Consider the following 23,723-nt stretch of genomic DNA (forward strand, 5'->3'; position numbering starts at 1 on the left):
AAATCAATTGGTTTTGATAATTTTATATTCACAAAGTAATATTATGTAAAAACTAAGATCCGTTTTTATCGTAAACTTGACAATAAGAAACTTAACTATTTCGATAATTTAGAAACTAAATTTCCTTTCCGTTTAAAATGTTTTAAGCCTTTCTAATCAGTTATTTATTATTTATTTGTAAATATTCTTTATTTATTATTAAATGATATGTTTATAAATGGTAAGAAAAAAACTTTCAAAAGCGCAATTAAATTAAAATTCTCATTTCATAACCAAGTAAATTAATGTAAGAAAAAATATCGTTTTTTTTAATTAAACTGACAACCATTCTCCCTTAAATATGTATTTTTGATGACTAAATTTCTCTTTTAAATTTATAACATTAAAAACAAAGTATTTTTTTTATTACTAAAAATTTAAAGAATTTATTAATACTCTATTGAAAAGAGAAGTGAAATATTGACTATCAACAGAATTACAGCTAAATTAAAATGAAAAAAACAATACTTTTATTATGTTTATTATACGCAGGAAACCTATTTTCTCAAGCCTGGGATGAAACTTTTGATGCTAAATATTCCATTGGAGCCACAATTCAAAATAAAGGAATAGGCGCTGAAATTGGTAGTGAGATAGGCATTTCAAATTACTTATCAGTAGCAATCAATGTTGGTTATGTAATAAAGACAGAACCTTTAGAGCCCATTTATGATGGGTGGGGTATAAATATTAATAATAGTAAAAATGCTGATTCATTTGAAAAAATGAATATGGCTGCATCACTTAATCTTCACCTTACGCCTTTTTTCAAAATGGATGGAGAAAAGATAGACATGTCAGTCGGTGGAGTAGTCGGAATTAATGGTATTGGTGGACAAGCAGGATTTAAATATTATTTTTCAGAAAATTTTGGACTCTATTTTAGCGGATATTGTCCCATAGTTAAAAAGAGATTCTTTATAGAAGAATCATCTGCAAGAATTTATTATGATTTTTATACTCAGCCTGTTGCAAGCCTTGGTATTTCTTTTAGTCTATAAATGAAATTTATTGATTCCTTTTTGATTTATCAGAACATAAAGTAGGTTTTCAATGAAGACTAAATTTAGTTTTGAACCATTACAATTGTAATACAACTAGTATTGTGTTACTTACAGATATAAAAAAAGGGTTCTGAATTTTCAGAGCCCTTTTTATTTACTTTAATAATTCTAAAATCTTATTTTCAACTGCTACTGAATCCCAGATTTTATCAATATTGTCCATTTTCAGTACTTGTTCCATTATTTCGTTTTGATAATCACCTATCGCTAATGCTTCAGCATAAGGACGATCACTAAAAGTGACTCTACTGTATAATGGAATCCATTTTTCAGGATGTTTGTCTGAGAACCATTTTTCAATTTTCTTCTGTAAAAGGAAATTTTCATCTGCAGTTTTAGAACTCATTTCTAAAAAATTACGATAAGAAAGTTCCGCAATAGCATCTGCATTTGGTTTGCGTGATTTTTCATATTCTGAAAAAATAGTTACCCAATCATCGTCATATTTTTCGATCATCTCATGAAGCACAGTAATGTCTTCAAAACCAGCATTCATTCCTTGTCCATAAAAAGGAACAATAGCATGGCTTGCATCACCTATTAAGGCCACTTTGTCTTTATATGTCCAAGGAAAACATTTCATGGTAACCAGCGTGCTTGTAGGATTATTGAAAAAATCTTCGGTAAGTTTCGGGATTACATCAATTGTATCTGGCAAATTTTTCTCAAAAAAGGCTTCAACAGATGCTTTGTCTTTTAATGACTCAAAGGAGTTTTCCCCTTTAAAAGGCATAAATAAAGTGCACGTAAAACTACCATCAAGATTTGGCAATGCAATTAACATATACTCGCCTCGTGGCCAGATATGGAAAGAATTTTTATCTAATTTATGTGTTCCATCATGGTTTGCAGGAATGTTTAATTCTTTATAACCAATAGGTAAAAATTCTTGCGAATAATCAAACATACTTTGACGCTGCATGCGGTGACGAATTCTAGAGAACGCACCATCTGCACCAAAAACTATATCATATTTTTTATCCTCCCAAGCACCACGTTCTGTCTCGCCACTGTGAAGTGTTGCATCATCAAGAGAAACATCCCAAATTTTTTGCTCAAAAAAGAATTCTGCTCCTTCGGCTTCCGCCAAATCAATCATTTTTCTATTCAAAACTCCTCTAGATATAGAGTAAATTGATTCTCCTTCTTGACCGTAATTCTGAAAATTTAGTTTGTCTACTAAATGGATAGCCCGTTTATCCATTGGAATTGCTATTTCTCGTATTACGTCACCAATATTCACTGCATCAAGCGCTTTCCAGCCCCGATTAGACATCGCTAAATTAATAGAGCGACCGGAAAATTGTATTTTTCTAATATCTGGACTGCGATCATAAACATGAACTTCATGACCTGCTCTACGTAGATAAATAGCTAATAAAGATCCTACTAATCCAGAACCTACAACAGCTATTTTTTTTGAATTTTGCATTAATTATATTTAAAAAGTTCTACGAAATTACTAATTTAAAACTGGAAGAGCTTTGAACTATTTCTTTTTAACTGGCATAAATACCAATTTTGTTGAAGTTCTAACTATCTCCTCTTTATTTAGCATCATTCGTCTGAATTTACCCGCATTATAAAGTTCTGCTTGATCGCTATAATGTGCGCTTAATGGATTTCCCGATTGACCTGTAGGCAAAATGCTCCAACTATTTTCTATGTCAGAAAAGTCAACAATTCTCCTAGTAGAAGGGCCGCCTTTTACTTTATAATTGCCATCATCAGTAAAATCAAAGAATAAATTATTAATAACCTCTGTAGAACCTGACACTTCGTAAGGTCCGACATTAAAAAATCCTCTAAGAGCGGCAACTTTTCCTAATGGATGCTCATGCTCTACGGTATGAACTTTATTCCAAGTCCAATCTGCAACCGTATTTCCCAGTTGTTTTTCAAGTGCTACAATTGATTCTTTATATGATTTTGATATGATTTGACTTCTTGTTTCCTTACTATTTTTGGTTCTTATATCATCCCACCAAAGCGATTTTTCATTCGTAATTTGTTTGGCTATAATTTGTTTTACAACATGCGTTCCTAAAAATTGCTGAAAATTTTCTGGACCTAATTCATCTTCAAATGTATTTTTTAAATAATTAAAAATCCATTTATTATAAATGGTAGGTGCTACATCATTTAGATTATTAGAACCTTTCCAATCTTTTAAAACAACTAACGCTTGCTTTTCTGTTTCCGAAAGTGATTTCTCCTCTATATTTGAAATTAAATTGACAACTACATCAGGAGCAACGGCTGATGTGTTGTCAAAAATCATAGTTCCTACAGCTGCCATATCCCAGTCTGATTTAGGATCTAGTAATTGCGTAATTCTTTTAGCACGATCTTCTGGTAGATAATAACCAGGATAATTATAACCTTCAATAGCTTCGGGTTGATTGTTAGCCGAATAAACATAATTCCACCTTGGGTTTTCAGCAGATGGATTTTTAGAAAAATCTAAATATTCCTTAATGTCCTCTTTACCACTAGCTCCATCCAAAACAAAATTAGTATTTACACCTTCATTGTGCTTGTACAATTTTCCTGTTGCCCACCAGGCTACATTTCCTTTTGCATCTCCATACATAACATTTAGGCCTGGAGCCGCAATTAATGAAACTCCTTTTTGAAAATCTGCTATGCCCTTAGCATGTGATAATTGATACACTGCTTCTAAAATCTGAATAGGTTGTTGGGTGTAAATCCAAGACATTGCCACAGGTTTGTCTGTTTGCAATCCTTCAATTAAATCATTTACAACAGGACCATGACGCGTTATTTTTACATTTAAAGCAACATCTTCAGCATCTTTTACTTTGATTGTTTTTTTTCGTACCTCATAGGCACTATATCCATTTGGAGTTTTATATAAATTGCCGTCGTTGGGATTGTTCTCTTCCTGATAGAGATCAACATCATCATTTTCAAACATTGTTAATCCATAAGCATATTCTCTATTATGTCCCAATAACGGAAAAGGTGTTCCTGCCAAATACGAACCATATAACTCAAATTCTGGAGTTACAATATGTGCCTCATACCAAGTTCCTGGCTGAGAAAAACCAATATGAGGATCATTTGCAAAAATAACTTTCCCATTTTTTGTTTTCTTAGGTGCAATTACCCAACTGTTACTTCCTATAAAAGGAGAAACGGGTGATTTATCTAAAAGAGCGGCAATTGTTTTTGATATTGCAGCATATTCTTGGGGTCTGTCTTTTACATTTTTTATTTTTGTAGTGTTAAATGAACCATCCAGACCAAAATCCTTTAGATAATCCATGCCAAACTTATTTCTTATGTCCGTCATAAGAGGGTCTGATTTTTGGGCAATTGCAAAACTAAAAGACATATATCCAAAAATATTATAGACATCTTTTAAGGTGAATTTTTCTTTTTTAATACCTAATATACTAAATTCAACTGGAGTTTTTCCCTCCTCTAAATATTGATTTATACCGTCTAAATAGGACATAGTCAATTGATATTCTGGACTGTTTTTATCTAAGGCTTCTATTGCTTTCGCAGACGCCTCTTCAATTCCTAGACCCGCAAAGAATTGATCATTTTTTAAGGTTACAGATCCAAAAATAGCAGACAAACGACCTGAAGCAATTCTACGCATTACTTCCATTTGCCACAATCGATCTTGCGCATGCACGTAACCCAAAGCAACCATTGCATCCTTTGAATTAGCAGCATAAATATGCGGCACACCAAATTCATCAAAATAAACCGTTGTTTCTTTGTTAATATTTTTTAATTGTTGCTCTCCTTCATATTGGGGTTTTAAATAAAAACCATAAATAAATCCTGCAACCACAGTTAGGATAACCAATGAAAGTAAAACGAGAAGAATCTTTTTAAATATTTTCATCTTTAGATATATTGAAAAACAAATATATAGGATTTAAAACTATTTTTTTACGCAGTTTGAAAGAAACAAATTTAAATAATTTAACGATCTATTTTAAATTTTGTTTAATTTATTTTAAAATTAATTAAACAAAAAGTATCTTTGTTTTAAATTATACGACTTATGAAACATATTTCTAGAGATGATATTTCTCAAATGGAGAAAATAGAAAGATTAAATCTGATCAATTCTTGCACAGGATATAAATCAGCTAACCTAATAGCTACAAAATCTCTGGATGGAGATTCAAATGTTGCCATATTCAGCAGTGTAACCCATCTAGGAAGTAATCCTGCAATGATTGGTTTTATTATGCGACCTACAACTGTCCCAAGAGACACCTACAAAAACATCAAGGAAACTGGTTTTTTTACAGTAAATCACATTACATTGGATATGATAAAAGATGCGCATCATACTTCTGCCAATTATGAATGCGGTGTTTCGGAGTTTGACAAAACCAATTTAGAAGAAGAGTATAAAAAAGACATAAAAGTTCCATTTGTGAAAGGGAGTCCTGTTCAGCTATATTGCAAATACATTAATGAATATTATATCAAGGAAAATGATACGATTCATGTAATTGCATCTATTGAAAATCTATTTTTTGAGGAAGAATTAGAACATAAAGACGGCTGGTTACAAATTGACAAAGGAAATGTTGTGGCGCTAAATGGTCTTGATGGGTATTGTTTACCCAAATTAATAGAGCGTTTTCAATACGCACGAAAAGAAATTCCTAGCACGCCTTTTCCAAAAAACTAACATGAGAAAACTGCGATTAATTCTTGGCGATCAGTTAAATTCAGAGCATTCCTGGTTTCAAAAAACAGATGAAAACACACTGTATGTTTTGGCAGAAATGCGTCAAGAAACCGATTATGTAAAACATCACATCCAAAAAGTTGTAGCATTTTTTTTGTCGATGAGAAATTTTTACACATACATAAAAAGTAAAGGACATAAATCCATTTACTTTGAAATTTCGGATATTGAAAACCCACAAAATTTAGAAAAAATCATTTCTAAATGTATTCAAAAATATAAAATTCAAAAATTTGAATATCAATTGCCGGATGAATTTCGATTAGACGAAGAGCTAAAAAAGATTTGCTCTAATTTAACCATACCATCACAGGCTTTTGACACGGAACACTTTTTTACCAATAGAACTGAACTTTCAGAGTTTTTTCAGGGTAAAAAGCTACTATTGATGGAGAACTTTTATCGTTATATGCGCAAAAAGCATCATATTCTTATGGATGGATCAACACCTTTAGGCAATCAGTGGAATTTTGATGCTAGTAATCGTAAGAAATACAAAGGTGAAGTTGCAGTTCCTTCAGAAAAAAAATTCAAAAAAGAGGTCTCAGAAATAGTTCAGCAAATCAGAGAAGCAGAAATTTCGACTATTGGTAATATTGAATTAAACAGTTTCAGTTGGCCCACTTCACGCGAACAAAGTTTAGAGGTAGTAGATTACTTCTGTAAAAATTTATTAAAACATTTTGGCGATTATGAAGATGCGATGCATACCGATGAAAAATTTCTTTTTCATTCTCGCTTGTCCTTTGCGATGAATTCAAAAATGATTTCTCCCAAAGAAGTTATTGAAATCGTAATTTCATATTATCACAAGAACGAATCTAATATTACAATTTCACAAATTGAAGGCTTTGTGCGTCAAATATTGGGTTGGCGAGAATATATTAGAGGTATTTATTGGAAAGAAATGCCAAACTACGCTCAAATGAATGTCTTGAATAATACCAATAAATTACCTGATTTTTTCTGGACAGGAAAAACAAAGATGAATTGTATGAGTCACGCGATTAATCAAAGTTTAGACGACGCTTATGCACACCACATACAACGTTTAATGGTTATTGGTAATTTTACCTTACTCATGCAAATACATCCTGACGAAGTAGACGCTTGGTATCTAGGGGTTTATATTGACGCCATCGAGTGGGTCGAATTACCTAATACACGTGGTATGTCTCAATATGCTGATGGCGGCATTATAGCAACTAAACCCTACGTTTCTTCAGGTAGTTATATCAATAAAATGAGTAATAACTGCGCCAAATGCTATTATAATGTAAAAGATAAATTTGGAGAAAAAGCATGCCCTTTTAATACATTGTATTGGAATTTTCTAGATGAGAAAAAAGAATATTTCAAAGGAAATCAACGAATGGGAATGATGCTAAATATGTTGAATAAAATAAGTCCTGAAGAACTGTATAAAATTAAAATAAAAGCAAATGAAATAATTGAAAATATGGATTCTTACTAAATCATTGAATAAACAAAAAAGAGTGTTTGAATTCTTTATGAATCCAAACACTCCTCTTTGTATTTAATAAAAACTCTAGTTCTTTTTCTTTCCATCTATAATTGCTCCTGTACCAGCACCAACTCCTGCTCCTGCAATACCACCTATTATAGCTCCTTCTCCTTTTCTCTTGCTTATAATTGCTCCTGTTGCAGCTCCTACACCAGCTCCAATAACAGCTCCTTTTGCAGTATTACTCCAACCTTTCTTTTTGGTTGTAGTAGAACTTGTTGTAGTAGTTGTTTGTGCAGGCGCCTGATGATTTACTACAATTACTTCTTTTTTAGTTTCAACTTTAGCTTCTTCCACTTTTGCCATCTCTACTTGCATAGAATCAATCACTCTTTGTTTTTCTAAAACAACTTTCATAGAATCAACGGTTGCTTCTTTAGCCACTTGAACATCATTTTTTCCTTGATTTTGACAAGAAACGATCAATAAAGACGCTAAAAATAAGTATAATGCTTTCATAATTTTAATTTTAATAATATATAACGCAAAGAAACATATTATACATTTAATAAAGGTTATATAATTACAGGGAATGCTTATATAATTATAGTAAATCCTTATATAATTTTAGCTAAAGTTCTATTGGCATTAAAAATAGTTGTTAATTTAGAATATAAAATGAAAAATAGTAGTTTTATATTACTTATAAAAGCTAAGAAATTAAAAATTCATGACTACCTTAAAAAAAATCGTGCTCATTATAGTTAGTCTAATTACTATAATTGTACTTCTAAATTTTGGATTAAATTTTTGGATTGACAGACAACTTCCTCAAATTATTTCTGAAAACAATCCAACTCCATACGCCTTTACTTATAGAGACTTAAAAGTTGATCTTTTATCAAAAAACATCAAAGCATCTCATTTAACTATTAGTCCTAAAAGTAAATCACAAGACAGTTTAAAAAAAATTGGAATTTATGCTAAAATAGAGTCCATAGAAATCATAGATTTTAAAATTTGGGATCTTGTTTTCAGCAAACGCATCAAAGCAAATAGTATAAAAATAAATTCTCCAGAAGCGTTCCTGTATAAAAATACTGAGAACGCCATTAATGATTCTAAAAATATAGGCTCAGAAGTAGTTAAACCATTTGAAGAAATTATAGTTGTTTCAAAAATGGAAGTAAATAAGGGTAGCGTAACTTTTATATATACAAAAACTAAAAAACCCATTTTAAGTCTCAAAAATCTGAATTTACAAATTGATGGGATAGTTATCACAGATGATATATTAAAACAAAAAATTCCTTTTCAGTATAAAACCTATGAATTAACCGCTGACAGCATCTATTATAGAGTAAGTAATGTTTACCATCTTAGAGCTAACAATTTTAAAGCAACTACAGAAAATATAACTTTAAAAAAATTCGAATTAATTCCAGAATACAGCCGTAGCGAATTTGTTAAGAAATTAGACAAAGAGAAAGATCTTTTTACATTGCGATCCGAAAGTATTGCAGTAAATGCTATGGATTGGGGATTTAAGGATGATAAACTTTTTTTCAACGCTAATTCGGTTAAAATTGATCAATTAGCAGCAAACATTTACCGAAATAAATTACCAGCTGATGATTTGAGTAAAAAACCTTTATACAGTAAACTGCTACGGGATTTAAAATTCCCTCTAAAATTAGATACATTAGCCATACGAAATTCTGTTTTAGTCTATGAAGAAGAATTGAACTTTCAGAAAGGTCCAGGAGTATTGAAATTTAATAATTTTAATCTAACCGCAACACATATTCAAAGTGGTTATGGTCAAAAAAAGTTAAAAAATGTCAATATTGACATTGATTGCAAATTCATGAAAAACTCACCTTTTAAAGTGAACTGGACATTTAATGTTCTAGACAAACAAGATCGTTTTATAATGCATGGTGAAGTTTCAAATTTAAACACCAACGATTTATATCAGTTTACTAAACCTTACATTAATGCAACAACTCAAGGAATATTTGACAAATTAAAATTTACTATAAAAGGAAATGATATTAATTCCTATGAAAATGCTTCTCTACAATACCATGATTTAAAAGTGACATTATACAAAAAAGGGAAACCAGAGCAGAAAAATAAAATTAAAAGCGCATTGGCCAATTTAATTCTTAAAAATGATTCTAAAGGAGAAGAAATACAAACTAAAGCAACTGTTGAGCGTGTGCAAGAAAAATCCTTTTTCAATTTTTTATGGATTAATATTGCAGCGGTACTAAAACAAATTTTAATATAAAATTGAACAACGGGTTTAGAAATAATTTATTCCTAAACCCGTTGTTGGTTTAATTAAAAAAATGGAATTTATTTACCTCACTTCTTGAATACCTCTTTTTAATATTTGACCAAAAGAATACATATCAACAAAAGAGCTATATAAAGGTACTGGTGCTAGACGGATAACGTTAGGTTCGCGCCAATCCGTAATCACTCCGTTTTTCATTAGATAATCAAATAAGCTTCGTCCTTCACCATGAAGTAAAACTGACAATTGGGATGCTCTTTCTAATGGGTTTGAGGGAGTAATTATTTCAAAATTTCCATCAAGTTCTTTAGCAATTTCTTTTAGGATAAATTCTAAATAAGAGGTAATTAAATCTCTTTTCTGAATTAAAGCATCCATTCCTATTTCATCAAACATTTCTACCGATGCTAAATAAGGCGCTAGCGAAAGAATTGGAAGATTGCTTATTTGCCAACCATCGGCGCCATGAACCGGATTAAAAACAGGTTCCATTTTAAAACGGCGTTCTTTATTATGTCCCCACCAACCTGCAAATCGTGGTAATTGGTCATTATGATGGTGTTTTTCGTGAACAAAGCATCCTGAAGCATTTCCAGGTCCCGAATTCATGTATTTATAACTGCACCAAGCTGCAAAATCTACATTCCAATCGTGGAGTTCTAATTTCACATTTCCTGCAGCGTGTGCTAAATCCCAGCCAACATAAGCTCCTACTTTATGACCTGCAGCTGTAATCGTTTTCATGTCAAAAACTTGTCCCGTGTAATAATTTACTCCGCCTAATAAAACCAAAGCTAACTCGTCTCCTACTTCTTCAATTTTAGCCAAAATATCTTCTAAACGAATATTATGTTCGCCATCACGACGTTTAATTTCAACAATGGTGTCATCCATTTTATAGCCATGAAAATGAACTTGGCTTTGAAACATATATTGATCTGATGGAAATGCCTTTTCTTCGCAAATAATTTTAAATCTGGTTTTTGTAGGTCTGTAAAAAGAAACCATCATTAAATGAAGATTTACAGTTAACGTATTCATTACCGTAACTTCAGAAGGCAAAGCGCCTACTATTTTGCTCAAAGGATTGGCAAAACGTTCATGATAGTCCCACCAAGGTTTTTCAGCATAAAAGTGTCCTTCAACGGCAAGATTTGCCCAATCGTTCATTACTTCATCAACATATTTTTTTGTACGCTTGGGTTGCAAACCCAGAGAATTTCCTGTAAAATAAATTACTTTTTCTTCATTAACTTTAGGATAAATAAACTCCTGTTGGTATTTGTTTAAATCATCTTTTGCATCTAATTCTTTGGCAAATTCAAGCGTATTTTTGAAAGTCATCTTTTATATTTTGAAATGTAAAAATAACAAAAAAGAAAATAAACGAAAGTTAATTTTAACAGGAATAAAAAACAAATTCTTAAATAGTAATTCAAATCCTACTAACAGTGGCCTAATAATTGATTATATTTGATTAACTATAAATCATAGATCTAATGCTTAAAAACAGTTTAAACGTAATTATTATAGCTCTAGCTGTGGTGATTTCCTCCTATTTATTTTCGAATGCTTTTCAGAATCGAAACAAAAGTAATGATACAATTAGTGTAACAGGATCAGGAAAGAAAGATTTTGTCTCGGACTTAATTGTTTGGAGTGGTTCTTTTTCTAAAAAAAGCATGACTTTGAAAGAAGCCTATGCTGCATTAGATTCTGACAGAGAAAAAATAAAAACTTACTTATCCGGAAAAGGGATTGCAGCTAATGAAATGGTATTTTCGGCAGTGAGTTTTAACAAGGATATCGAAACTACGTACAATGAAAATGGTACAACTCGCCAACAAATTTTTACCGGTTTTACCTTGACACAAAGTGTAAGCATTCAGTCTAAAGAAGTTAATAAAGTTGAAGAGTTATCAAGACAGTCAAGTGAGTTAATTAATTCTGGAGTCGAATTTTATTCTAATGCACCAGAGTATTACTATACTAAACTGGCGGAATTAAAAATAAAAATGATTGCTGAAGCTACTAAAGATGCTAGCGTAAGAGCAAAAAGTATTGCTGAAAATGCCGATGCCAGTCTAGGAAATCTAAAAAAATCAGACATGGGTGTTTTTCAGATAACGGGTCAAAACTCCTCAGAGGACTTTTCATATGGAGGTTCCTTTAACACGCAGTCTAAAAATAAAACTGCTAATATTACTGTTCGTTTAGTGTATCAAGTGAATTAAATAATTCTCATTGAAATACTATTTATCCTTTGTAATATAAACTGTGTGAGTGATGGAAGTGGCATCCTTTGTTTTCTTGATAAAGAAAATAAAGATATAGCGAACAGCACGACCCTTGGGGCACACCAAAAAAAAACTCGCCAATATTGACGAGTTTTTTTTTGAAATCTAAAATATTTTCAGATTATATAATTAACATGGCATCTCCGTAAGAATAGAATTTGTATCCTTCTTCGATTGCTTCTGCGTAAGCTTTCTTCATTAAATCATGTCCGCAAAATGCAGAAACCATCATCAATAATGTTGATTTTGGCGTATGAAAATTAGTAATCATACAAGTTGGAATCGTAAAATCATGCGGAGGGAAAACGAATTTATTAGTCCAACCGTCAAAAGGATTCAACGTATTTTGAGACGAAACTGAACTTTCAACAGCACGCATAGAAGTAGTTCCTACGGTACAAATACGTTTCTTTTTTGACTTAGCTTCATTTACAATGTCACACGCTTCTTGAGTAATTTTTAGTTCCTCAGAATCCATTTTGTGTTTTGATAAATCTTCAACCTCAACTGGATTAAAAGTTCCTAAACCTACGTGAAGTGTAACTTCAGCAAATTTAATTCCTTTAATTTCAAGTTTTTTCAATAAATGTTTAGAGAAGTGCAAACCTGCAGTTGGTGCTGCAACAGCTCCTTCTTCTTTTGCATAAATCGTTTGGTAACGTTCTGCATCTTCTGGCGTTACGTCTCTTGAAATGTATTTTGGTATTGGAGTTTCTCCCAATTCTGTCAATTTATTTCTGAATTCTTCGTAAGAACCGTCGTAAAGAAAACGCAATGTTCTTCCACGAGAAGTAGTATTGTCGATAACCTCAGCAACTAGCGAGTCGTCATCCCCAAAATATAATTTGTTTCCGATTCTTATTTTACGTGCTGGATCAACTAAAACGTCCCAAAGTCTTTGCTCAGAATTTAATTCTCTAAGTAAAAAAACTTCGATTCTTGCTCCCGTTTTTTCTTTATTTCCATACAAACGAGCTGGAAAAACCTTCGTATTATTCAGAATTAAAACATCGCCTTCATCAAAATAATCGATAACATCTTTGAACATTTTGTGTTCTATAGTTTGCTTTTTACGATCAATAACCATTAGACGTGCTTCGTCTCTGTTTTCAGCAGGATACTCTGCAAGTAATTCTTTTGGCAAGTCGAATTGAAAATGTGATAATTTCATTTTTGTTTTTTGTTTAAAAGATTAAATCCCTCGGCAAAAATATTGCCCCAAATTATAAACTTATATAGGACTGCAAATATACGACTGTGAGATAGGCGTTGTCAAGTGTTTTGCTGTTTAATTTAAAAACTAAGTCGCAAAGTCACAAAATATCAGCTATTTAACCCGCAAACATTGACAATTATTGACTAATTTAAGAAATAAAAAAGCCTAAACTTTTCATATCTTCCCAGAAATCAGGATACGATTTTGAAACTACATCAGCGTTTTCAATTATAATAGGCACTTTTAAAGCTAAAGGAGCAAATGCCATTGCCATTCTGTGGTCGTTATAAGTGGCAATTTTTACATTGTGATTAATTGTATTTGATGGTTGTAATGTTAAACTATCATTAGTTACAGAAATAGTTGCCCCTAGTTTAGTAAGCTCTACTCTTAATGCTTCTAGGCGATCTGTTTCTTTTATTTTTAATGTATGAAGTCCTGTTAGATGACAACCTATTCCTAATCCTAAACAAGTTACCACAATGGTTTGTGCAATATCTGGAGTGTTATTAAGATCTAAATTTAAAATTTCAGGTTTAAAGTTTGGCACTTTACTCAAAGACAACGTATTGTTTTCGAAATTCGAAATAACGCCCATTTTCTTGTAAATTTCGACCAAAGCTGAATCGCCTTGTAAACTATTTTCTTTATAGCTCGTTAATGTAATAGAAGCCGTTTCTGATAAAGCAACCAAACTAAAAAAATACGAAGCCGAACTCCAATCGGACTCTACCACCATTTCTTTAGTTTCTACTTCTTGTTTTGGAAAGACTTTGATTATATTCCCTTCAAAACTAGTTTGGATATCAAGATCATTCAGCAAAGCTAATGTCATTTTGATATATGGAACTGAGGTGATTTCACCAACGAGAGTCAATTCAATCCCATTGTCTAATTTTGGCGCAATTAATAAAAGTGCCGAAATATATTGGCTGCTGACATTAGCAGGAATACTAACTTTATTACTTGTGATTTTTTGTCCTTTAATGCGAATAGGAGGAAAACCTTCTTGTTTTTCATAGGTAATTTGGGCACCCAATTGTTTTAGCGCATCAACCAAAACTTTAATGGGGCGTTCTGTCATTCTTTGTGAACCCGTCAAGACGACTTCACGTCCTTCTTGTGTAGCAAAATAAGCAGTTAAAAAACGCATTGCAGTTCCTGCATGATGAATATCTAGATCCCTTGTTTCTCGAAATGACAAATCAGCATTTAATGCTTTTTGCATCACTTCACTATCATCGGAATTAGAAGTATTCGCCAAAGTGATATTAGGGAATAACGCTTGTAATAATAATAATCGGTTGGTTTCGCTTTTCGAGCCAGTAACGGCAATCTGAGCTTTTAAATTAGAATGGATAGTTTGTAACAGTAAATTCATGTTATAATTATGAGTTTTGAATTTCGAATTATGGTTAGCATAATTCAAGTTTGCAATTTAACATTCCTCCTTTATAATTCATAATTTGAAAACTACAAATTACTTCAGTTTATCGTTGTTTTTGTGACGATCTTTATCTCTAATCGACTTTAAATTCAACTTTTTATCAAAAGCAGCTTGTAAATCAATCCCGGTTTGATTGGCTAGACATAAAACAACAAAAACCACATCGGCTAACTCCTCGCCAAGATCTTTATTTTTATCAGTTTCTTTTTCTGATTGTTCTCCATAACGACGCGCAATTATTCTAGCTACTTCACCTACTTCCTCAGTAAGTTGCGCCATATTTGTCAATTCATTAAAATAACGAACGCCGTGTTCTTTTATCCAATTATCTACGTCGAGTTGGGAGTTTTTTAAGTCCATATTTACTGTATTTCAATTTTATTAATTTCTTTAACTATTCTATCTGTTGCCATCAAAGCAACTAATATTTTTTGATACTGCTTGATTTCATTGGATTCTAATAATTTTCCTTTTTTGTCTTCGAGCCACTTTTGTGCTGGTTGAGAATTTCCGATACAAAGCTTCCAAACTGCTTCAGGAATATTTCCAAAATATTGTGTGTCGTTGATAAATACTTTAGCTAGATTTTCATTACTACAATTTCCTTCGATACAATTCCCCTCCTCTGGAGGGGTGTCCGCCGCAGGCGGACGGGGTGGTCTTTCTATTTCATCACAATCAATCTCTCCATAATTTTCAATAATAAACTTTTCTAAATCATTCATCGCTTTACTCATATTCTGTAAAACATCGACAACAGGAATTCGGAATATTTTTAAACCTAACGACTTAAGATAACATTCTCTAACAGTATCATACTTTTCCTTTCCTTCATGACTTACTCCATCTATTTCGACAACTAATCCTAGCTTTTTTACATAAAAATCTACAATGTAATTCCCAATAATTCTTTGTCGGTCAAAATCTATCTTATAAAAATGATTTTTATGTACTTGCATCCAAAACAAAACCTCTGATAAATTTTCTGTAGATCGAAGTGCTTTTGCTCTTTCTTTTAATTTTGGATTATAAGGTAAAGTTGTTATTGTGTTGTGATAAATTTTTATGTTTTTAATAGTAAAATGTGGTGGAGTTATTTTATTTATTAGTTCGCCCGTCCCAGCATAAAAAACCACCCCACCCGCTGGGCACCCCTCCGAAGTAGGGGAATTCGAGATACTAAATTCCCCTCCTTTGAAGGGGTGGCTGTAAGCCGGGGTGGTATTTGCAATTTCAAATCTTATATTATCTACTAAATTATCACCCGCTAAACGAAATTGAGCAATATTATCTTCTACAAATGGACTTAACAGCAAATTTATCTCCCTCAACTCCTTTCCCAATTTTACCAATTTCCAAAAATCATTACTAACTTTTGGAAAAGGGATTTTTGGAAAATCTGCGCTAAAAGATTTCTGAAATTTTTCTTTATAAATAGCTGAAAAAGAAACAGCATAAATATAATCTAGAAAATCTATTGTGCTAAAAACTTGTTTGAAATCGTCTCTTAATTCGTCATTGTTGTTGGCAAAACAGACATTACCATTTTCTTTTTTAGGAAGAAACTCCAAACCTAATTTTTGAGCAAATTCAGCTATGATTTCAGAGTTTAAATCAGGAATAAGCAGGGTAACTTTTTCTGTCGTTAACTCTTTATGTAAAACTGAATTTAAATTTTGAATATACTGTTCTAAAGTCATCTAGGCTGGAATTTAAAAAAGCGTAAAGAATTTATAATAAAGAATTCAACACTAACACTTGACTTATTCTTTATTCTTACTGTCAATTAGTATTGTAACCGGTCCATCATTTAGTAATGAAACTTTCATGTCTGCACCAAAAACTCCGGTTTGCACTTTCTTACCCAATTGTTTTTCCAGGCATTTTACAAAGCTTTCGTACAATGGGATTGCAACATCAGGTTTTGAAGCCTTGATATAAGAAGGACGGTTTCCTTTTTTGGTATTGGCGTGTAACGTAAATTGGCTCACTACAATTACATCACCATTACTCTCTTTTACGGAAAGATTCATTACTCCATTCTCATCACCAAAAATTCTAATATTGGCTATTTTAGCAGCAAGCCAATCAATGTCTTCTTGATTATCGGCATCTTCGATACCAACTAACACCAACAAACCTTTCTGAATATCAGCGACTACTTTTGAATCAATGGTAACTGAGGCAGAAGATACTCTTTGGATTACTGTTTTCAATTTTTGATATTTAAGATTTACGGCAGGATTTACTCTCTTGTTTTATCGCTAATTATTCGATCTTCATTGTGAATATCGGTTCTATAATTTTCATCGTCCCCTTCTAAAATCTTGAGGTAACTATTGTATCGGGACCATGCAATTTCATCTCTTTCTAAAGCTGCTTTAATGGCACAATGCGGTTCTTCTTTATGCAAGCAATTATTGAATTTGCACTGCTCTTTTAATTTGAAAAACTCCGGGAAATAGCCACTAATTTCTTCTTTTTCCATATCAACGATTCCGAAACCTTTGATTCCAGGAGTGTCGATAATTTTAGCATCAAAAGACAAATCATACATTTCTGCAAAAGTCGTCGTATGTTGTCCTTGTTTACTTGCTTCCGAAATCGTTTTTGTTTTTAGATGTAAAGTAGGTTCCATTGCATTTACCAAAGTCGATTTTCCTACGCCAGAGTGTCCTGAAAACATACTTACTTTACCGATCATCATTTCCTTCAGCTCATCAATTCCTTTCATTTCTGTCGATGAAACGCGCAGGCATTTATATCCAATCTCCTGATAAACGTGTTGCATGTACAATTGTTCGTCAAGCGTAGCTTCATCAAAAGTATCTATTTTATTAAAAACTAAGATCGTTTCAATTCCATAAGCTTCCGCCGTTACCAAAAAACGATCAATAAAATTAAAAGTAGTTGGTGGATTATTAATGGTGATTAATAAAAAAACACGATCAATATTAGAGGCAATAATATGCATTTGATGAGATAAATTCACTGACTTACGAACGATATAATTTTTACGTTCATGAATATGGTGAATTGTTCCTGTAATAGTATCTGAGGATTCTTCTAATTCATAATCTACGATATCGCCCACGGCAATAGGATTGGTACTTTTAATTCCTTTGATTCTGAATTTCCCTTTCATACGGCATTCTATAAAATCTCCTTGATCAGATTTTACGGTGTACCAACTTCCTGTAGATTTATATACTAGTCCTGTCATGTAGGCTTTTTGATTGAAGATTAACGATTGCTGATTTCTAATTTAAAATCTATCGATTTGCAAAGGTAAATAATTTAAGATTGAGGAGTAAGGATTTTAGACTTATGATTTTAAAACAATATCTAAATAAAAAATCCCAAAATGTATAATCCTGGGATTTTTCTTTAAGTTCCATTTTATCGGCTCACAAAAGTAAAAATCGTTAACCTAAAACTCTTATTTTTTTAAACGTTTACTATTTTTTCTTGGTGACCAATACTTTCCTGGTGAATTGCTTTGAACATTCTAAGTACAAACTCTTCTGTCAAACCTCTTTTTTCTCCTTCAAGGATCATTTTCCCAAGGATTTCATTCCAACGTGTATTTTGAAGTACCGCAACATTAGCGTCTTTTTTCACCTGTCCAATTTCGTCAGCTACTTTCATACGCTTTCCTAATAAGTCTAGTAAATTAGTATCTAAAACATCAATATTCGCTCTTAGCTTTTTCATTTTCTGAGTGTATTCATCTGATTCATCATCTTGTTTTCTTACTCTCAAATCCTTGAAAATTTGTTTCAAAGCATCAGGTGTTACTTGCTGCGCAGCATCACTCCAAGCATTATCTGGATCCGTATGTGTTTCGATAATCATACCATCATAATTTAAATTTAGCGCTTCCTGTGTTACTTCAAGAATCATTTCTCTGTTCCCAGTAATATGTGATGGATCAATGATTAAAGGTAAATCTGGAAATTTATTTTGCAAGTCAATAGCAATTTGCCATTCTGGAATGTTTCTGTATTTTGTTTTTTCGTAAGTAGAAAAACCTCTGTGAATTACTCCTAATTTTTTGATTCCAGCAGCATGCAAACGTTCTACACCACCCAACCACAAAGCCATATCAGGATTGACTGGATTTTTTATCAAAACAATTTTATCAGTTCCCGCTAATGTATCAGCAATTTCCTGAACAGCAAACGGATTGGCAGTCGTACGAGCACCAACCCATAAAACATCGATATCATATTCTAAAGCTAATTTACAGTGAGCAGCAGTAGCCACCTCAGTTCCCATCAGCAAACCCGTTTCTTTCTTAGCTTTTACTAACCATTTCAATCCAATTTCTCCAACACCTTCAAATCCTCCTGGACGCGTTCTTGGTTTCCAGATTCCAGCTCTAAAAATACTTACATCTGAGTTCTTCAGTTCATGTGCAATTTTCAACACTTGCTCTTCTGTTTCCGCACTACAAGGACCTGCTATTACTAGAGGATGTGTTAAATTAAAATCATTTAACCACGTTCTCATTTCTTTATTATTTTCCATATTTTCTAAATTTATCCCCACCCTAACCCTCCCCGAAGCGGAAGGAGCCAAAATAGGATTGTTGTTAATTATTTTATTATGTTTTGTTTTTAACTTCAGACTATGACTGACTACTTTTTCATTCCGTTCAAAATTTCTTTTATTCTATTCACACTTTCCATTTCCTCAAAAATGGCGTTATAATCTTCGTTTATCAGTAAATCTTTAAACTGAGTCAAATTAGAAATATATTCTTCTAGCGTTTTTATAACTTGCTTTCTGTTTTGTTTAAAAATTGGTGTCCACATGGCTGGTGAACTTTTAGCTAATCTAACAGTACTTTCAAAACCAGAACCCGCCATGTCAAATATATCCTGCTCGTGTTTTTCTTTATTAATTACTGTCTTTCCAAGCATAAACGAACTAATATGCGATAAATGCGAAACGTAAGCAATGTGTTTATCATGCGATTTGGGTTCCATATAACGAATTCTCATTCCCAAATCTCTAAATAATTCCAGTGCCTTTTCCTGAAGTTTAAAAGCTGTTTTCTCTACCTCACAAATAATATTAGTTTTCCCTTCAAACAAACCGTGTATGGCGGCTGATGGTCCAGAAAATTCAGTTCCTGCTATAGGATGTGTAGCAATAAAATTTCTTCTTTTTGGATGATTGGCAACTGCTTCACAAATAGGCATTTTAGTCGAACCAACTTCAAAAACTATTGTATCATCTCCAATTGCGTCTAATACAGTTGGCAAAACTACCATCGCCACATCTACGGGAACAGACACAATTACAAAATCTGCCGATGCTAAATCTTCTATTTTTCCAGCCAAATCTACAACGCCTAAATCAATTGCTTCTTGTAAATGCTTTTCATTAGCATCAATACCAAAAATCGTGGAATTCGGTTGCAACGCTTTGATGCCTAATGCCATCGAACCGCCTATCAGTCCTATTCCTATTACGTATACTTTCATTTTTTGTTTTTTTTGAAGCCAATCCTGCTATCCGCTGTATCTTTTTTTGGCCGAAAAGCCAAAAAAAGGATGCCGCTTCTATCAGGGCTAGGATAACTTTTTTCAATCACAACATTCTTCCTTTCAATAATCTATCTTTATTCCGTTTGAGACGCGATTCATCGCGTCTCTACAGTGTGAATCTTTCTATTGCTTCCTGTACTTTATCCTCTTTCACACACAATGAAAACCGAATATATCCTTCGCCATTACTACCAAAAATAGTTCCTGGTGTGATGAATATCGATTTTTCATATAAGATTTGGTCAATGAACTTCTCTGCTGAAGTTATTCCTTGTGGTAATTTTGCCCAAACAAATAATCCAACTCCTTCCTTATATACTTTGCATCCTAGTTTCTCAGCCAATTGTTCCGTAAGAATTCTTCTTTTTTTATAAATCGCATTCATTTCTTCAAACCAACAAGCATCACTTTTCAAAGCTTCAATGGCTCCTTTTTGAATTCCAAAAAACATTCCGCTGTCCATATTACTTTTTACTTTCAAAATAGCATCAATACATGCGGCATTTCCTAAAACCATTCCGACTCTCCAACCTGCCATATTAAAAGTTTTACTCAAAGAGTTTAGTTCTATAGCCACCTCTTTTGCCCCTTTAACCTGCAACAAACTCATCGGATTGTCATTCAAAACAAAACTATACGGATTGTCATTTACTAGTACTATTTGATGCTTTTTGGCAAAAACTACTAACTTTTCAAACAATTCCAAATTTCCTCTCGCTCCTGTTGGCATGTGTGGATAACCAATCCACATGAGTTTTACTTTCGATAGGTCTAATTTTTCTAAATCTTCAAAATCAGGCTCCCAATTCGTGTTTTCTTTTAGATCATAATAAACAGGAACCGCTCCTACTAAATTGGTCACCGAAGTGTACGTTGGATATCCCGGATTCGGAATCAAAACATGGTCTCCTTCATTCAAGAAAGCCAATGAAATATGCATAATCCCTTCTTTAGAACCCATCAAAGGCAAAATTTCTGTATTTGGATTCAAAGTGACATTATAATTATTTTTATAAAAATCAGCCATTCCCTGACGCAATTCTGGCAAGCCTTGATAACTTTGATATTGATGTGCAGCATCTTCCTGCATTGCTGCAATCATAGCATCAACTACTGCTTTTGACGGCAGTAAATCAGGGCTTCCAATTCCCATATTAATAATTGGTTTCCCCTCTGAAGCCAATTGCCTAACTTCTCTCAATTTTGAGGAAAAATAGTACTCTTCAATTGTGTCTAAACGTTTCGCTGTTTTAATCATGATTTCATTTTAAAATCTTTCTCTCTTCTTAATTTCTTTTCGAACTTATTCTTTTGTGTTTTTATATTCTCCTAAAACTTTAAAATATTCCGCCATAATAATTAATAGCGATTTTGCTTTGGCATAATCTTCATATTTATCAAAAGTGATATCTACAAAAAAGGAATATTTCCAAGGTGTTTCGATTTTTGGTAGCGATTGAATCTTAGTTAAATTCATTTTGCAATCGCTCATTACATTTAAAACTGCCGCTAAACTTCCTCGTTTGTGATCCAATTCAAATTTTAAAGAGGCTCTTTTAATCTCGTTTTCTGGAACAAAAGAATTTTCCTTCTTTAAAATAACAAAACGAGTCATGTTATTTTTTATCGTCTGAATTTTATGTGCTAATATTTCTAATTCATACATCTCTGCTGCCGTTTCACTTGCAATTGCCGCAATGCCTTTTAGTTGTTTTTGCTGAATTCTTCGAGCCGTTTCAGCGGTATCTTTATCTTCTACTAATTTTATATTTGGATATTTTTTTAAGAAATCCATACATTGCAAAATAGCCATAGGATGAGAATGTACTTCAGTAATATCTTCGATTTTTTGACCTTTTAAAGCCATTAAATTTTGATTTATATTTAGGTAATGCTCTCCTATTATGTGTAAATTATTTTTATCTATTAATGCATAATTTGGAATAATAGGTCCTGCAATAGAATTTTCGATGGCCATAACCGCTTGTTCAGAATTGCCTAAAAGTAAACTACTTACCAATTCCTCAAAAGACAAACACTCATCCACTAGTACGTTATCCTGAAAGTATTCTTGCGCCACTTGATGGTGAAAAGAGCCTTTTATTCCTTGTATTGCAATTTTATTATTCATCTTATTTTTTAAAATTTAGGCAAAAAAAAATCCCGATTCACATCGGGATTGTATATTTTATAATTATCAATTTAATTTTTAATTAAATAACCATACAACAATCCCTCTCCTGTTTCCAGAAATAAAAAGAATTGCTAAAATAAAATCGGTTATTGAACATTGTGTTGTGTGGTTTTGTATTAAACTCTTTGCGAATGTATAAATAATTTTGGGGGCACCAAAAAAAAAGCGCTCTTTTTTAGAACAAAAAAAGAATTAGCTGTAAAGTTAGTCCAAAATTATACAATCATTAAAAAAAAGCGAATTAAATGATTTATAAATAACTCGGTTTTTAAATCAAGTAAGTTTTAAAACAAATAGTTATTATTTTTTTACTCGTGTTGGTGTGTCTTTGCCCGTTATAATACTCTGAGAACTAATAGCAATTGCCTCAATAATTTTGGTCATATTATCTAAATCTAATGTTGCTACTTCATCACTCAATTTATGATAATTGGCTTCTACGTCCATTTTAGAAGTTGAAATGGTATGTGCAGGAACACCTTGTGCGGCCAATCTTGCATTATCTGAACGATAAAAAAGTTGCTCTGTAGGATATGGATCTTGATAGAAATTAAAACTTGTACCTTTTAAATTATTTTGCAAAATAGTTCCGAAATCTGTTTTTTCAAAACCAGTAATGTAAGCTGAGTTTTTACCCCACTTGCTTTCGGTACCAATCATTTCGATATTAAACATTGCCACTACTTTTGCTGGATCCATCTTAGCAGAGAAGAATTTTGATCCAAAACCGCCCATTTCCTCTCCTGTAAAGGCAACAAAAATAATCGTACGTTCATTTTGACCTAAATCTTTAAAATATTTTGCCAATGCAATTACAGCTGTCGTTCCAGATGCATCATCATTTGCGCCATTATAAATCTTGTCTTCACCTTCTTTTTCCATTCCTAAATGGTCATAATGTGCAGAAAAGATAACAAATTCTTCTGGTTTAGATTTTCCAGGTAAAACTCCGATTACATTGTTTGCCGGTTTCCCTTTAACATCAAATTCTTGACGGTAATTGGTCAAATTATCATAGTAAGAAAGGTTAATTTTCTTGAATTCGTTTTCAATAAAAGCAGAAGCCAGTTCAATACCTGCTGAGAATGTGGCTCTTCCTTCCATTTTATCAGATGCGAGCTCCGTCTCAATTCGGATTACTTCTTTCTTATCAATTACTACTTTTTTCTGAGCTTGAACTAAAAATCCAAGAAAAAGGAAGACTAAAATAATTTTGTTTTTCATAATGATACTGCTTATTTATTTGATTATACGTTTTAAAAAGTGCTATCGAAAACCATACTTCAGTCTTAAAACGCTCTTTTTAATAATAAATAACTAATTTTTTTTAAAATTACTTATTTGACATTCAAAGAAACAACAAATCCATCTTTTTCTGATTACTTTTGCAACAAATA

General features: G+C 32.4%; 20 protein-coding genes. 5 read left to right on the forward strand and 15 right to left on the reverse strand.

Translation table 11 applies throughout. From position 1 onward, the window contains the following. Positions 1-491 precede the first annotated feature (491 nt). A complete protein-coding gene (locus tag J3S90_RS13430; RefSeq protein ID WP_210646625.1) occupies positions 492-1,040 on the forward strand; it encodes a DUF6646 family protein in 549 nt (182 codons plus the stop codon). A gap of 157 nt (positions 1,041-1,197) precedes the next feature. Here J3S90_RS13430 and J3S90_RS13435 read toward each other — a convergent pair whose 3' ends face one another. Both J3S90_RS13435 and J3S90_RS13440 read right to left on the reverse strand, forming a co-directional pair. Next, the gene (locus J3S90_RS13435; RefSeq protein ID WP_210646626.1) at positions 1,198-2,535 is read right to left on the reverse strand and encodes an FAD-dependent oxidoreductase; all 1,338 of its coding nucleotides are present in this window, start codon (positions 2,533-2,535) and stop codon (positions 1,198-1,200) included. Between the two features lie 57 nt (positions 2,536-2,592). Beyond that, positions 2,593-4,986 (reverse strand): penicillin acylase family protein, encoded by a 2,394-nt coding sequence (locus tag J3S90_RS13440; protein WP_210646627.1) that lies wholly within the window; start codon positions 4,984-4,986, stop codon positions 2,593-2,595. A gap of 162 nt (positions 4,987-5,148) precedes the next feature. Here J3S90_RS13440 and J3S90_RS13445 point away from each other — a divergent pair, with 162 nt between their 5' ends. Both J3S90_RS13445 and J3S90_RS13450 read left to right on the forward strand, forming a co-directional pair. Continuing rightward, positions 5,149-5,790, forward strand: coding sequence for a flavin reductase family protein (locus J3S90_RS13445; RefSeq protein WP_210646628.1), 642 nt, complete (start codon positions 5,149-5,151; stop codon positions 5,788-5,790). Position 5,791: 1 nt separating this feature from the next. Next, complete coding sequence (locus tag J3S90_RS13450) at positions 5,792-7,324, forward strand: cryptochrome/photolyase family protein (protein ID WP_210646629.1); 1,533 nt, start codon at positions 5,792-5,794, stop codon at positions 7,322-7,324. A 75-nt stretch (positions 7,325-7,399) separates the two neighbouring features. On the opposite strand, the gene J3S90_RS13455 is transcribed toward J3S90_RS13450, so the two are convergent. Beyond that, entirely contained in the window at positions 7,400-7,834 is a 435-nt protein-coding gene (locus J3S90_RS13455; protein WP_188051300.1) for a YMGG-like glycine zipper-containing protein, read from the reverse strand. Between the two features lie 211 nt (positions 7,835-8,045). Between J3S90_RS13455 and J3S90_RS13460 the strand changes: the two genes are divergently transcribed. Continuing rightward, the gene (locus J3S90_RS13460; RefSeq protein ID WP_210646630.1) at positions 8,046-9,608 is read left to right on the forward strand and encodes an AsmA family protein; all 1,563 of its coding nucleotides are present in this window, start codon (positions 8,046-8,048) and stop codon (positions 9,606-9,608) included. Between the two features lie 72 nt (positions 9,609-9,680). Here the strand turns inward: J3S90_RS13460 and kynU are convergent, their stop codons facing one another. Continuing rightward, positions 9,681-10,961, reverse strand: coding sequence for a kynureninase (gene kynU, locus J3S90_RS13465; protein ID WP_210646631.1), 1,281 nt, complete (start codon positions 10,959-10,961; stop codon positions 9,681-9,683). Positions 10,962-11,116: 155 nt separating this feature from the next. Here kynU and J3S90_RS13470 point away from each other — a divergent pair, with 155 nt between their 5' ends. Beyond that, positions 11,117-11,851, forward strand: coding sequence for an SIMPL domain-containing protein (locus tag J3S90_RS13470; RefSeq protein ID WP_188051303.1), 735 nt, complete (start codon positions 11,117-11,119; stop codon positions 11,849-11,851). Positions 11,852-12,035: 184 nt separating this feature from the next. Here J3S90_RS13470 and queA read toward each other — a convergent pair whose 3' ends face one another. The 11 genes from queA to J3S90_RS13525 form a co-directional block, all read right to left on the reverse strand. Then, a complete protein-coding gene (gene queA, locus J3S90_RS13475; RefSeq protein ID WP_188051304.1) occupies positions 12,036-13,085 on the reverse strand; it encodes a tRNA preQ1(34) S-adenosylmethionine ribosyltransferase-isomerase QueA in 1,050 nt (349 codons plus the stop codon). A gap of 193 nt (positions 13,086-13,278) precedes the next feature. Next, positions 13,279-14,511, reverse strand: coding sequence for a 3-phosphoshikimate 1-carboxyvinyltransferase (aroA, locus tag J3S90_RS13480; protein ID WP_210646632.1), 1,233 nt, complete (start codon positions 14,509-14,511; stop codon positions 13,279-13,281). Positions 14,512-14,610: 99 nt separating this feature from the next. Then, the gene (locus J3S90_RS13485; RefSeq protein ID WP_210646633.1) at positions 14,611-14,937 is read right to left on the reverse strand and encodes a nucleotide pyrophosphohydrolase; all 327 of its coding nucleotides are present in this window, start codon (positions 14,935-14,937) and stop codon (positions 14,611-14,613) included. 2 nt (positions 14,938-14,939) lie between these two features. Next, positions 14,940-16,277, reverse strand: coding sequence for a type ISP restriction/modification enzyme (locus J3S90_RS13490; protein ID WP_210646634.1), 1,338 nt, complete (start codon positions 16,275-16,277; stop codon positions 14,940-14,942). Between the two features lie 63 nt (positions 16,278-16,340). Further along, positions 16,341-16,793 carry a D-aminoacyl-tRNA deacylase gene (gene dtd, locus J3S90_RS13495; protein WP_210646635.1) on the reverse strand — a complete coding sequence of 151 codons (453 nt, stop codon included), beginning with the start codon at positions 16,791-16,793 and terminating at the stop codon, positions 16,341-16,343. A 29-nt stretch (positions 16,794-16,822) separates the two neighbouring features. Continuing rightward, positions 16,823-17,800, reverse strand: a complete 978-nt coding sequence (gene rsgA / locus J3S90_RS13500) for a ribosome small subunit-dependent GTPase A (protein ID WP_188051309.1) — start codon at positions 17,798-17,800, stop codon at positions 16,823-16,825. A 224-nt stretch (positions 17,801-18,024) separates the two neighbouring features. Continuing rightward, on the reverse strand, positions 18,025-19,107 hold the full coding sequence (locus J3S90_RS13505; RefSeq protein WP_210646636.1) for a bifunctional 3-deoxy-7-phosphoheptulonate synthase/chorismate mutase type II: 1,083 nt from the start codon (positions 19,105-19,107) through the stop codon (positions 18,025-18,027). 110 nt (positions 19,108-19,217) lie between these two features. Beyond that, positions 19,218-20,069 carry a prephenate dehydrogenase gene (locus J3S90_RS13510; RefSeq protein WP_210646637.1) on the reverse strand — a complete coding sequence of 284 codons (852 nt, stop codon included), beginning with the start codon at positions 20,067-20,069 and terminating at the stop codon, positions 19,218-19,220. A gap of 169 nt (positions 20,070-20,238) precedes the next feature. Continuing rightward, complete coding sequence (locus J3S90_RS13515; RefSeq protein WP_210646638.1) at positions 20,239-21,390, reverse strand: pyridoxal phosphate-dependent aminotransferase; 1,152 nt, start codon at positions 21,388-21,390, stop codon at positions 20,239-20,241. Between the two features lie 45 nt (positions 21,391-21,435). Beyond that, positions 21,436-22,263, reverse strand: coding sequence for a prephenate dehydratase (locus J3S90_RS13520; RefSeq protein ID WP_210646639.1), 828 nt, complete (start codon positions 22,261-22,263; stop codon positions 21,436-21,438). 363 nt (positions 22,264-22,626) lie between these two features. Next, positions 22,627-23,550 (reverse strand): M20/M25/M40 family metallo-hydrolase, encoded by a 924-nt coding sequence (locus J3S90_RS13525; RefSeq protein ID WP_210646640.1) that lies wholly within the window; start codon positions 23,548-23,550, stop codon positions 22,627-22,629. Positions 23,551-23,723 lie beyond the last annotated feature (173 nt).

Origin of the sequence: Flavobacterium flabelliforme, assembly GCF_017948675.1 — a bacterium.
Classification (GTDB): domain Bacteria; phylum Bacteroidota; class Bacteroidia; order Flavobacteriales; family Flavobacteriaceae; genus Flavobacterium; species Flavobacterium pygoscelis.